This window comes from Actinoplanes sp. NPDC026619 (genome assembly GCF_040638295.1).
Taxonomy (GTDB): Bacteria; Actinomycetota; Actinomycetes; order Mycobacteriales; family Micromonosporaceae; genus Actinoplanes.
In genome coordinates, this window is sequence record NZ_JBEZYA010000053.1 from 20,794 (window position 1) to 35,467 (window position 14,674).

The window sequence follows — 14,674 nt, forward strand, 5'->3', positions numbered from 1 at the left end:
AAGGCAGTACCACTGTGATGAGTGAATCCGCTGAGGCCGTCGCCGTCGTCGGACTGTCCTGCCGGCTGCCGGGCGCACCGGATCCGTCGGCGTTCTGGGAGTTGTTGACGGCCGGCCGGTGCGCCGTCACCGAGATCCCGGCGGAGCGCCGCGGCCCGGACGGCTTCACCGAGCGGGACGCCGCGGCGGCCGGCAATCCGGGCGCCCGCTTCGGCGGCTTCCTCGACCACGTCGACCGGTTCGACCCGGGCTTCTTCGGCATCGCGCCGCGCGAGGCGGCCGCCATGGACCCGCAGCAGCGGCTCATGCTGGAGCTGGCGTGGGAGGCCCTGGAGGACGCCCGGATCGTGCCGGACACCCTGCGAGCGAGCCGGACCGGGGTCTTCATCGGCGCCATGGCGCAGGACTACGCGACCCTGGTGCACCGTTCCGGGGTCGAGGCCATCGGTCAGCACACCATCACGGGCCTGCATCGCAGCATCATCGCCAACCGGATCTCGTACGTGCTGGGGCTGCGCGGTCCCAGCCTGGCCGTCGACACCGCGCAGTCCTCCGCGCTGGTCGCGGTGCACATGGCATGCGAGAGCCTGCGCCGCGGCGAGTCGACAGTGGCCATCGCCGGTGGCGTGAATCTCAACCTCGCCCCGGAGAGCACGGTCACCGCGGCCCGGTTCGGCGGCCTTTCCCCGGACGGGCGGTGCTTCACCTTCGACGCCCGGGCCAACGGATACGTGCGCGGCGAGGGCGGCGGCGCGGTCGTGCTGAAGCCGTTGCGGCAGGCGCTGGCGGACGGCGATCCGGTCTATTGCGTGATCAACGGCAGCGCGCTCAACAACGACGGGGCCACCGACGGCCTCACCGTGCCGAGCGCCGAGGCGCAGGCCGAGATGCTCCGATCGGCGTACGGGCGGGCCGGCGTCGACCCGGCCGACGTGCAGTACGTGGAGCTGCACGGCACCGGCACCAGGACCGGCGACCCGATCGAGGCCCGCGCGCTCGGCGACGTGCTCGGCAGCGCCCGCCCCGCCGCCGCGCCGCTGCTGGTCGGATCGGCGAAGACCAACGTCGGCCACCTGGAGGGCGCGGCGGGAATCGTCGGCCTGCTGAAGGCCGTCCTGTCCATCAGCCGCCGGCAGCTCCCGGCGAGCCTGCACTTCGCGACGCCGAACCCGGCCATCCCGTTCGCCACGCTGAATCTGCGGGTGCAGCAGGAACTCGGATCCTGGCCGCGGGCGGACCGGCCGCTGGTGTCCGGCGTCAGCTCGTTCGGCATGGGCGGGGCCAACTGCCACCTCGTGCTCTCCGAGGCGCCGGATCGCACCGGCGCCTCCTCCCCCGCAGTGCCTCTCGCCGAGATCCCGTGGCTGCTCTCCGGCCGCAGCGAGTCCGCGCTGCGCGACCAGGCGGCCCGCCTGCGCGAGCTGCGGCCCGCACCCGATCCGGCCGCGGCCGGCTTCTCCCTCGCGACCACCCGCACCGCCTTCGAGCACCGGGCCGTCCTGATCGGTGGCGAACCGGAGCTGCGGCGGGCGCTCGACGCCCTGGCGGCCGGCAATCCGGCCGCCAGCCTGATCTCCGGATCGGTCGCCGCCGCCGGCCGGGTCGCGATCCTCTTCAGCGGACAGGGCAGCCAGCGGGCCGGGATGGGCCGCGAGCTCTACGCGACCCGCCCGGAGTTCGCCGCGGCCCTCGACGCGGTGTGCGCTCACCTCGACCCGCACCTCGACCGGCCGCTGCGCGACATCATGTTCGCCGACGCCGGCACCGAGGAAGCCGCGCTGCTCGACCAGACCTCCTACACCCAGCCTGCCCTGTTCGCACTCGAGGTGGCGCTGAACCGGCTGACCGAGGCGCACGGCATCACCGCCGACCTGCTGATCGGGCACTCCATCGGTGAACTGGTCGCGGCACACGTGGCCGGCGTGCTCGACCTGCCGGACGCGTGCGCCCTGGTCGCCGCCCGTGGCCGGCTCATGCAGGCGGCCACCTCCGGCGGCGCGATGGTGTCGATCCGGGCCACCGAGGATCAGGTGGCCGCGACCCTCGCGGACGACGCGGCCGGTGGCGCCGTTGACGTCGCGGCGGTCAACGGACCGGACTCGGTCGTCGTCTCGGGCGACCGCGACGCGGTCGAGCGGGTCGCCCGGCTCTGGCGCGAGCGTGGGCACAAGACGCGCGCGCTCCGGGTCAGCCACGCATTCCACTCCCCGCACATGGACTCGGTGCTCGCCGAATTCCGGGCGGTGGCGGCCGAGCTCACCTATCTCCCGCCCAGCATCCCGCTGGTGTCCAACGTGACCGGCCGGCTCGCCGACGACAGCATCCAGACACCGGACTACTGGGTCCGGCACCTGCGGCGGGCGGTCCGGTTCGCCGACGGCGTCCGGGTGCTGTGCGAACAGGGCGTCACCAGCTGGCTCGAGATCGGCCCGGACGCCGTGCTCACCCCGCTCGTGCGGGACGCGCTCGCCGGAGAGCCCGGTCACCGCCTGGCGCCGGCCCTTCGTCGGGACCGCGGTGAGACCAGGACCTTCCTCACCATGCTGGCCCACGCGCACGTGCAGGGGTTGCCGGTGGACTGGACGGCGGCCTTCGGCGAGGCCCGGCCCGAGCCGATCGCCCTGCCCACGTACGCGTTCCAGCGCTCGCGCCACTGGCTGGGCGCGACCGGCCGCCCCGCGACCGCCCCGGTCGCCGCACCGGCCCCGGCGACTGCCCCCACCGGGCCGGCACCGGCGCGCGACCTGCTCGACCTGGTGCGGGCGACGGCGGCGGCCGTGCTCGACTATCCGTCAGCGGGCGCCGTCGACGCCGATCGCACCTACCGGGACCTCGGTTTCGACTCGATGACCTCGGTCGAGCTGATCGAGCGGCTGGCCGGCGCCATCGGCGCTCCGCTGGCGTCCACCCTCGTCTTCGATCATCCGACCCCGGCGGCGCTGGCCGACCACCTGCGCACGGTGCTCTCCGGCGAGATCGGCGACGATCAGGTCGAGGCGCACACCCGCGGGGACGACGAGCCCATCGCGATCGTCGCCATGGCATGCCGGTATCCGGGTGGGGCGGACACGCCCGAAGCCCTCTGGGAGCTCGTCGCCGGCGGGGTCGACGCGATCGGTGACTTCCCGGCGAACCGCGGCTGGGATCTGGAGTCGCTCTACGACCCGGATCCGGAGGCCACCGGCCGCACCTATACCCGGCGGGGCGGTTTCCTCTACGACGCCGACCAGTTCGACCCGGCTTTCTTCGGCATCAGCCCGCGGGAGGCCGCGGCGATGGATCCGCAGCAACGCCTGCTGCTGGAGACCGCATGGGAGGCGGTGGAACGCGCCGGGATCCGGCCGACGTCACTGCGGGGCAGCCAGACCGGGGTCTTCGTGGGCGCAACCGCCCAGGACTACGGGCCGCGGCTGCACGTGCCGATGGACAGCTACGACGGTTATCTGCTGACCGGGACCACGGCGAGCGTGATCTCCGGGCGGATCGCGTACACGCTGGGTCTTCAAGGCCCAGCGGTGACCATCGACACCGCGTGCTCGTCGTCGCTGGTCGCCCTGCATCTCGCCGGCCAGGCGCTGAGCCGGGGCGAGTGCGGGCTGGCGCTCGCCGGCGGCGCGAGCGTGATGGCGAACCCGGGCATGTTCGTCGAGTTCAGCCGGCAGCGCGGGCTGGCGCCGGACGGCCGGTGCAAGGCCTTCTCGGCGGACGCGGACGGCACCGGCTGGGCCGAGGGCATCGGCATGCTGGTCCTGGAGCGCCTGGCGGACGCCCGTCGCCACGGACACCCGGTCCTCGCCGTCCTGCGTGGCAGCGCGGTGAATCAGGACGGCGCCAGCAACGGGCTCACCGCGCCGAACGGGACGTCCCAGGAACGGGTGATCCGGCAGGCGCTGGCCAATGCCCGGCTGACCGGCGCGGACGTCGACGTCGTCGAGGCGCACGGAACCGGCACCACGCTCGGCGACCCGATCGAGGCGCGGGCGATCCTGGCCACGTACGGCCGGGATCGGCCCGCCGATCGAGCGCTCGGACTCGGCTCGCTCAAGTCCAACATCGGGCACACCCAGGCGGCCGCCGGGGTGGGCGGCGTCATCAAGATGGTGATGGCGATGTCCCACGGCGTGCTCCCCCGCACGCTGCACGCCGCCGAGCCCACGCCGCACGTGGACTGGTCGGCCGGCTCGGTGCGCCTGCTGGCGGAGGCACAGCCGTGGACCGGCACGGATCGTCCGCGGCGGGCGGCGGTGTCGTCCTTCGGGATCAGCGGCACCAACGCGCACGCCATCATCGAGCAGGCGGCCGAGCCGGCTCCGGCGCCCGAGCCGACCGCCGTCACCGGCCCGGTCGCCTGGATCATCACCGGTCACGACGAGCCGGCTCTGCGCGAGCAGGCGGGCCGGCTGCGCGACCGCCTGACCGCCACACCCGGCCCCGGCCTGGCGGCCACCGCCCGGGCGCTGGCCACGTCGCGCGCGGAGCTGGCGCAACGCGCGGTGGTCGTCGCGGACGAGCCGGCCGCGATGACGGCGGGCCTGCACGCTCTTGCCACCGGCGACGCCGATTCCCGGGTGGTGCGCGGTGTCGCGGGCGACTCCGGCCGGATCGCCCTTGTCTTCCCGGGCCAGGGCAGCCAGTGGGCCGGCATGGCGGTGGACCTGCTCGACACCTCCGAGGTGTTCGCCCGGGAGATCCAGGCGTGCGCGGACGCCCTCGAGCCGCACGTCTCCTGGTCGCTCCTCGACGTGTTGCGCGGGGCCCCGGATGCGCCCTCGCTCGACCAGGTGGATGTCGTCCAGCCCGCGCTGTTCTCGGTGATGGTGTCGCTGGCCGCCGTCTGGCGCGCCTGCGGGGTACGCCCGGATGCGGTCATGGGTCACTCGCAGGGTGAGATCGCCGCGGCGTACGTCTGCGGTGCTCTGTCCCTGGACGATGCGGCCCGGGTGGTCGCGTTGCGTAGCCAGGCCCTGAGCGCGCTGGCCGGGGCGGGCGGCATGGTGTCGGTGCCGCTGCCGGCCGCCGAGGTGCGCCGCCGGCTCCACCGCTGGGGTACCCGGCTCGCGGTCGCGACCATCAACGGTCCCGGCTCCACCGTCGTCTCGGGCACGCCGGAGGCGCTCGAGGAGTTGCTCGCCGAATGCGTGGCGGACGACATCCGGGCACGGCGCATCCCGGTGGACTACGCGTCGCACTCGCCGCAGGTGGAGAACATCCGGGAGACGCTGCTGGAGGTGCTCGCCCCGGTCCGGCCCCGGGAGTCCGCGATCGCGTTCTGCTCCACCGTGACCGGCGACTTCATCGACACGACGGAACTGACCGCGGCGTACTGGTACAGCAATCTGCGGCAGACCGTCGAGTTCGAGCGGGCGACCCGCACGCTGCTGCGAAGTGGCTACGGCGCCCTGATCGAGTCGAGCCCCCACCCGGTCCTCACCGTGGGCATGCAGGAGACGGCCGACGACGAGGAGGCCACGTCCGCGATCGTGCCCTCGCTGCGCCGCGACGACGGCGGGCGCACCCGGATGCTCGCCTCCCTGGCCCAGCTCTACGTGCGGGGTTTCCCGGTCGACTTCTCGGCGCTGACGCCCGGGCCGGACTCCGGCCGGGTCGACCTGCCGACCTATCCGTTCCAGCGGCAGCGGTACTGGCTGACGCCGCCCGCGCCGAGCGGCGGCCTGGGCGCGGCCGGTCTCGTCCCGGCCCGGCACCCGCTGCTCGGCGCCATGATCAGCGTCGCCGACGGGGACGGGCTGTTGCTGACCGGGCGGCTCGCTCGGGACACCCATCCGTGGCTGGCCGACCATGCGGTGCTGGACACTGTCCTGCTGCCCGGCACCGCGTTCGTCGAGATGGCATTGCACGCCGGTGACCAGGTCGGCTGCGGCCGGCTGGAGGAGCTGACCCTCGAGGTGCCGCTCGTCGTCCCGGAGCGGGACGGCGTGCTCGTCCAGGTGGTGGTGGGCACGGCCGGGGAGTCCGGCTCACGGCCGGTGAGTGTCCACTCCCGGCCGGCCGGTTCGGCCGAGTGGGCCCGCAACGCCACGGGTGTGCTGGCCTCGGCCGGCGCCCCGCCCGCCGAGCGGTTCACCACCTGGCCTCCCGCGGGTGCCGCACCGGTCGATCTGGCCGGGCTCTATCCGGGCCTTGCCGCTCAGGGCTACCTGTACGGCCCGGTCTTCCAGGGCCTGAGCGCGGCCTGGCGGTCCGGCGACGACGTGTACGCCGAGCTCGCTCTGCCCGCGGACGACTGGGACGAGGCCGGGCACTTCGGCCTGCACCCGGCGCTGCTGGACGCGGCCCTGCACGCCCTCATCGGCCTGCGGCCGGCCGCCGCCGGGCAGCCGCGGCTCCCGTTCGCGTGGTCCGGGGCGGAGCTGTACGCGACCGGCGCCACCACGCTGCGGGCTTGGATCAGCCCGCGCGGGCGGGACACCGCGTCGATCACCCTCGCCGACCCGGCCGGCGAACTCGTGGCCAGGATCGACTCGGTCGCGCTGCGGCCGGCGCCGGTCGACGGGCTCAGCGCCGTTCCCACCGACCTGTACGCGCTGACGTGGCAACCGGTGCCGCCGGCCGCGGCGGAGACGGCCGGCTGGGGTGTCGCCGGCGACGCCGAGGCGGTCGAGGCGCTGCGGCGGGCCGGGTTCGACGTCGTGGACCGCATTCCGGCCGATACCGGATCGGTCCTGGAGTCGGCACACACCCGGACCGAACACGTCCTGGCGCTCCTGCAGCGTCCGGAGGATGCCAGGCTGGTCCTGATCACCCGGGGCGCGGTCCGCGTCGCGGCCGGCGAGGACGTGGATCCGGCCGGGGCGGCGGTCTGGGGCATGCTGCGGTCCGCCCAGGCCGAGAATCCGGGCCGGCTGGTCCTTCTCGATCTGGACGACAAGCCGGAAAGCCTCGCGGCGGTTCCGGCCGCCGTCGCCTCCGGCGAGCCGCAGATCGCCGTACGGGCGGGAAAGCCGTACGCCGGGCGCCTCACCGCGGTGCAACCCGGTGCGGACGGCGTCACTTTCGATCCGGCCGGGACGATCCTGATCACCGGCGGCACCGGCACCCTCGGCGCTCTTCTCGCCCGTCATCTCGTCACCCACCACCACGCCCGCCACCTGCTCCTGGTCAGCCGGCGCGGACCCGACGCACCCGGCGCCGCCGAACTCCGGCACGAACTCACCGGCCTCGGCGCGGAAGTGACCATCACCGCCTGCGACACCAGCGACCAGGTTGCCCTCGCTCAGGTGATCGGTGGCATCAACCTCACCGCCGTCGTCCACACCGCCGCCACTCTCGACGACGCCACCATCGCCACCCTCACCCCCGGCCAGCTTCACCAGGTTCTGGCGGCCAAGGCGGACACCGCCTGGCATCTGCACGAACTCACCCGCGAGCACGACCTCGCCGCGTTCGTCCTGTTCTCCTCGGTCACCGGCACGCTCGGCAGCCCGGGGCAGGCGAACTACACGGCGGCCAACGGATTCCTGGACGGCCTGGCGGCGCACCGCCACTGCCGGGGCCTGCCGGCCGTCAGCATCGCGTGGGGCCTGTGGGAGCAGGCGACGGGCATGACCGCGCACCTCGACGCCGCCGACCGCGCGCGGATGTCACGCAACGGCATCGCCACCATGACGTCCGGGCAGGGGCTCGCGCTCTTCGACGCCGCGCTCTCCAGCGGGCAGGACCAGGTGGTCGCCGCGCGACTGGACCGGTCGTCGTTGCGGGCCCAGGCGAGTGCGGGAACGCTCGCGGCGCCGCTGCGCGGGCTGATCCGTACGCCGGTGCGTCGTGCCGTTTCCGCGGCCGCGCCCGCCACCGACCGGCACGCCACCGAAGAAGCGCTCCTGGAGATGGTGTCGTCGCAGGTCGCGGTGGTTCTCGGGCACCAAGGCGCGAACACGGTAGACGGCGGGAAGGCCTTCAAGGACATCGGTTTCGACTCGCTGACCGCGGTCGAACTGCGCAACCGGCTCGGTGCTGCCACCGGGCTGCGCCTGCCCGCCACCCTGGTCTTCGACCACCCGACGCCCCGCCGGGTCGCCGCTTATCTGCACCGGACGATCACCGGCGCCGGGACGGCGGCGGCGGCCACCTCGGGTTCCAGCACCGATGAACCGATCGCGATCGTGGCGATGGCCTGCCGTTTCCCCGGCGACGCCAACACCCCGGAAGCGCTGTGGGATCTCGTTGCCACCGGCACCGACGCGATCACCGAGTTCCCCGCCAACCGGGGCTGGGACATCGATGCCCTCTACGATCCCGACCCGGATGCGATCGGCAAGACCTACACCCGGCACGGCGGCTTCCTGCACGGCGCCGACCAGTTCGATCCCGGCTTCTTCGGGATCAGCCCGCGCGAGGCGCTCGCCATCGACCCGCAGCAACGGCTGCTGCTGGAAACCGCGTGGGAGGCGCTGGAACGGGCCGGCCTCGACCCGGACACCCTGCGCGGCAGCGACACCGGCGTCTTCACCGGGCTGATGTACCACGACTACGCGGGCCGGCTGGGGGTCACGCCGGAGGACCTCGAGGGCTACATGACCATCGGCAACCAGGGCAGTGTGGCGTCGGGCCGGATCGCGTACACGTTCGGTCTCGAAGGTCCGGCCGTCACGGTCGACACCGCCTGCTCCTCCTCGCTGGTCGCGCTGCACCTGGCCTGCCAGGCCCTGCGGCACGGGGAGAGCCGGATGGCGCTGGCGGGCGGTGCGGCCGTGATGGCGAGCCCGGAGACCTTCGTCGAGTTCAGCCGCCAGCGCGGTATCGCCCCGGACGGCCGCTGCAAGTCCTTCTCGGCCGACGCCGACGGCGCCGCCTGGTCGGAGGGCGCCGGCCTCCTCCTACTCGAACGACTCTCCGACGCCCAGCGCCTCGGCCACCCCATCCTCGCGGTCATCCGTGGCAGCGCCGTCAACCAGGACGGCGCCAGCAACGGCTTGACCGCACCGAACGGTCCGTCCCAGGAACGGGTCATCCGCCAGGCCCTGGCCAACGCCGGCCTGAGCCCCGCCGACGTCGACGCGGTCGAGGCCCACGGCACCGGCACCACCCTCGGCGACCCGATCGAGGCCCAGGCGCTGCTCGCCACCTACGGCCAGGACCGGCCCGCCGACCGGCCACTACGACTCGGCTCGATCAAATCCAACATCGGCCACACCCAAGCCGCCGCCGGCATCGCCGGGGTGATCAAGATGGTGATGGCGATGCGGCACGAGACGCTGCCGAAGACCCTGCACGCCGACACGCCGACCGCCCATGTGGACTGGACCGCCGGGGCGGTCACGCTGCTCTCCGAGCCGGCGCCCTGGCCCGAAGGCAACGGCCGGCCCCGCCGCGCCGGGGTCTCGTCCTTCGGGATCAGCGGCACGAACGCGCACCTCATCCTCGAGCAGGCGCCGGCCGAACCGGACGAGACCGGCGCCGACGACGGCCCCTACACGCTGCTGCTGTCCGCGCAGACCGAGCAGGCACTCGCGGACCGGGCCCGCGACCTGCACACCTACGTCACCGGGCACCCGGACACCGCGCTGGCTCGGGTCACCGGCGCCGTCAACCGGCGAACCCCTCAGCCGTACCGTGCCGCCGCGACCGCGCACACCCGTGACGAGTTGCTGGCCGGCCTGCTGAATCTCGAGCCCCATCAGCCCAGCGCCGGCAAGGTCGTGTTCGTCTTCCCCGGTCAGGGCTCCCAGTGGGCCGGCATGGCCACCCAACTGCTGGCCACCAACCCGGTCTTCGCTCAGCACCTGGCCGACTGCGACACCGCACTGCACCCCTACACCGGCTGGCACGTCACCGACATCCTGCACGACCCCGACCCCGAACTCCTGCGCCGCACCGACATCGTCCAACCCACCCTCTTCGCGATCATGACCAGCCTCGCCCGCCTGTGGGAGCACCACGGCATCCGACCCGACGCCGTCGTCGGACACTCCCAAGGCGAAATCACCGCCGCCCACATCGCCGGCGCACTCACCCTCGACCAAGCCGCCCACATCACCACCCAACGCACCCAGGCCTTGGCCACGCTGGCCGGGACCGGCACCATGCTCAACCTCGCCACCGACCCCGACACCACCCAGGAACTCCTCGCCCCCTACAACGGGCGACTCACCATCGCCGCCACCAACAGCCCCCACAACACCGTCATCGCCGGACCCGACGACGACATCGACCACCTCCTCCAACACTGCCCGGACGTACGCGCCCGCAAAATCAAAGTCGACTACGCCTCACACAGCCCCGCCATCGAAGCCATCAAAGACACCCTGCTGACCACCTTGGCCGGCATCACACCCAGCGCCGCGAACATCCCCTTCTACAGCACCGTCACCACCCAACCCCACAACACCACAACCCTCGACAACCATTACTGGTACGAGAACCTGCGCCGCCCCGTCCAACTCGCCGAAACACTGCGCACCCTGCACGAACACGGCCACACCACGTTCATCGAGTGCAGCCCCCATCCGATCCTCACCACACCCATCCAGGAAACCCTCGACAACGCGGCCACCATCGGATCCCTGACCCGCGACCACGGCGACCAGCACACCTTCAACACCGCACTCGCCAACGCCCACACCGCCGGCCACCGGCCCACCTGGCCGGCCGGGGCGCACCTGATCGACCTGCCCACCTACCCCTTCCAGCACGGCAGCTACTGGCTCAACCCTGCCCCGGCCGGCGGCGCGCCCGCCAACAGCGACCACCCGTTGCTGCACAGCGCCCTCGACCTGCCCGGTGGCATCCTCCTCACCGGCGTCCTCTCGCCGGCGGCGCACACCTGGCTCGAGGACCACACGGTCAACGGCATCGCCCTGCTGCCGGGCACCGCGTTCCTCGACATGGCCCTGCACGCCGCCCGCCATCTCGGCTGCGACCACGTCGACGAGCTCACTCTGGAAGCACCGCTGGTCGTGCCCGAACGGGGCACCGTCGAGCTGCAGGTCGCCACCCAGACCGGGCCGGACGGGCGGCACGCCCTGACGGTCCACTCCCGGCCGGCCGGAACCGAGGAGCCGTGGACCCGCCACGCCACCGGCAGCGTCAGTCGCAATGCCACAGCCGTCCAGGCCGGACCGGCGATCTGGCCCCCGAGCGGCGCAACCCCCATCGACGTCGACGGTCTCTACGAACGCCTGGACACCATCGGCCTCGGCTACGGACCCACCTTCCGCGGACTCACCGCAGCCTGGCGCACCGGCGACGACACCTACGCCGAAATCGAACTACCCGGCGAACCCGGCCGCTTCGGCATCCACCCCGCCCTGCTCGACGCCGCCCTGCACCCGATCGCCGACCATGACCCGGTCCACCTGCCCTTCAGTTGGAGCGGCGTGACTCTGCACCAGACCGGCGCCACCCGGCTCCGCGTCCACCTGCACGGGACCGGCACCGAGTTCGCCATCCACGCCACCGACCCCGACGGCAGCCCGGTCGCCTCGATCCAGGCGCTGGCCATCCGCCCACTGACGACCGGTCAACTCTCCCGCTCCGCCGCCGGCCAGGGGGCTCTGTATCAGCTGGACTGGCAGCCCGTCACCCCGACCGCGACCGCCGGCCCGCACCGCTGGGCGCTTCTCGGCCCGGCCATCGCGGGACTCGACCTCACCCCGGCAAGCGACACCGACCACCTGCCCCCGGACATCACCGGCGTCCTGATCACAGTGCCGACCAGCACCGACGACAACCCCATCGCCGAAGCCCACACCAACCTGGAAACCATCCTCACTCACCTCCAGGCGCTGCTCACCACCACCGAGCTCCCCATCATCGTGCACACCCGGCACGCCGTCGCCGTCCACGACACCGACACCATCGACCTCGCCGCCGCACCGATCTGGGGGCTCATCCGCACCGCCCAGACCGAGAATCCCGACCGGATCACCCTGGTCGACACCGACGACACCGGCCACCACCTGATCACCACCGGCGAACCCCAGATCGCCATCCGCAACGGCGCCGTTCACGTCCCCCGGCTCAACCGGGCCGCCCCCACCACCACCGAAGACCGCACCCTCGACGGCACCGTGCTCATCACCGGCGGCACCGGCGCCCTCGGCGCTCTCCTCGCCCGCCACCTCATCACCCACTACCACGCCCGCCACCTGCTACTGGTCAGCCGGCGCGGACCCGACACACCCGGCGCCGACGAACTCCAGCAGGAACTCACCGACCTCGGCGCGGAGGTGACCATCACCGCCTGCGACACCAGCGACCAGGACGCTCTCGCCCGGCTGATCGGCGGCATCGACAACCTCACGGCCGTTGTCCACACCGCCGCGATCCTCGACGACGCCACCATCGCCGGCCTCACCCCCGGACAGCTCCACCGGGTGCTGACCGCGAAGGCGGACGCCGCCTGGCAACTTCATCAGCTCACGCGCGACCACGAGCTCACGGCGTTCATCACCTACTCGTCACTCGCGGGCACCCTCGGCACCCCGGGGCAGGCCAACTACGCCGCCGCCAACGCCTTCCTGGACGCCCTCGCCCACCACCGCCACACCCACGGCCTCCCCGCGACCAACCTCGCCTGGGGCCTCTGGGATCAGACCACCGGCATGACCGCCCACCTCGACCCCACCAACCGCCACCGCCTCGCCACCAACGGCATCGCCGCCATGACCACCGAGCACGCCCACGCCCTCCTCGACACCGCCCTCACCACCGGCCGGCCCACCCTCGTGGCCGCCAATCTCCACCAGCCCACCCTCAACAACCACGCCAGGAACGGCACCCTGCACCCCCTCCTGCGCAACCTCACCCGCACCGTCGCCACGGCCCCCGCCGGCGAGACGGGTCTGCGGCAACAGCTCGCCGGCATGTCCCCGGCGGAGCAGGACCGGACTCTCGAGGACCTGGTTCGCGGGCTGGCGGCGGCGGTTCTCGGCCATCAGGGTGTCGAGTCGGTGCAGTCCGCCCGGGCGTTCAAGGACGTGGGTTTCGACTCACTGACCGCGGTCGAGCTGCGTAACCGGCTCGGCCGGGGCACCGGTCTGCGGTTGCCGGCGACGCTGATCTTCGACTATCCGACGCCACAGGCTCTCGCCGGCTATCTGCGGGCGCAGCTCGTCGGCGGCGGCCCGTCGGCGGCCACGGTCTCCGCCCGGCCGGGAGTGTCCGACGAGCCGATCGCGATCGTGGCGATGGCCTGCCGCTACCCCGGCGACGCGAACACCCCCGAGGCGCTGTGGGACCTGGTGGCTAGCGGCACCGACGCGATCACCGAGTTCCCCGCCAACCGCGGCTGGGACACCGACGCCCTCTACGACCCCGACCCCGAAGCCGCCGGCAAGACCTACACCCGCCACGGCGGCTTCCTGCACCACGCCGACCAGTTCGACCCGGACTTCTTCGGCATCAGCCCCCGCGAGGCCCTCGCCATCGACCCACAACAGCGCCTGCTCCTCGAAACCGCCTGGGAGACGCTGGAACGCGCCGGAATCAACCCCGACGACCTTCGCGGTACGCCGGTCGGCGTCTTCGCCGGGCTGATGCATCACGACTACGGCGGCCGGCTGGATCACGCGCCGGAAGGGCTCGAGGGTTACCTGGCCACCGGTAACACCGGCAGCGTGGCGTCGGGGCGGGTGGCGTACACGTTCGGCTTCGAAGGACCGGCCGTCACGGTCGACACCGCCTGCTCCTCCTCGCTGGTCGCCATGCACCTGGCGAGTTCCGCACTACGCCAGGGCGAATGCGAGTACGCGCTGGCCGGCGGCGTCACCATCATGTCCACCCCCGGCCTCTTCATCGACTTCAGCCGACAACGCGCCCTCTCCCCCGACGGACGCTGCCGAGCCTTCTCCACCGACACCGGCGGCACCGGCTGGGGCGAAGGCGCCGGCCTCCTCCTACTCGAACGACTCTCCGACGCCCAGCGCCTCGGCCACCCCATCCTCGCGGTCATCCGCGGCAGCGCCGTCAACCAGGACGGCGCCAGCAACGGCCTCACCGCACCCAACGGACCCTCCCAGGAACGGGTCATCCGCCAGGCCCTGGCCAACGCGGGCCTGAACCCCGCCGATATCGACGCGGTCGAAGCGCACGGCACCGGCACCACCCTCGGCGACCCGATCGAGGCCCAGGCGCTGCTCGCCACCTACGGCCAGGACCGCGGCCCGCAGGCGCCGCTGCGACTCGGCTCGATCAAATCCAACATCGGCCATGCGCAGGCCGCCGCGGGTGTCGCCGGGGTGATCAAGATGGTGATGGCGATGCGGCACGAGACGCTGCCGAAGACCCTGCACGCCGACACGCCGACCGCCCATGTGGACTGGACCGCCGGGGAAGTCGCGCTGCTGACGGAATCGACACCCTGGCCCGCCGATGAGGGCCGGCCGCGCCGCGCGGGCGTGTCCTCGTTCGGGATCAGCGGCACCAACGCCCACGTCATCCTCGAACAGGCACCTGCCGCCGAACTGGCCGAGACCGACACCGACGACGGGCCACACACCCTGCTGCTGTCCGCCCGCACCGACCAGGCTCTAGCCGAGCAGACCGACAATCTGCACAGCTACATCACGGGGCATCCCGGCACCTCACTCGCCCGGATCACCGCCACGATGAACCGGCGCGCGCCCCAGCCGCACCGCGCCGCCACCACCGCGCACACCCGCGACGAACTGCTGGCCGGCCTGCGCAGCCTCGAACACCACCACCCCAACCCCGGCAA

At 72.9% G+C, this 14,674-nt stretch carries 1 protein-coding gene; it reads left to right on the forward strand.

Annotation, left to right across the window (positions count from 1 at the left end; all coding sequences use genetic code 11):
* Positions 1 to 17: 17 nt before the first annotated feature.
* A partial coding sequence (locus AB0E90_RS50125; protein ID WP_360420689.1) for an SDR family NAD(P)-dependent oxidoreductase occupies positions 18 to 14,674 on the forward strand: 14,657 nt, incomplete at its 3' end.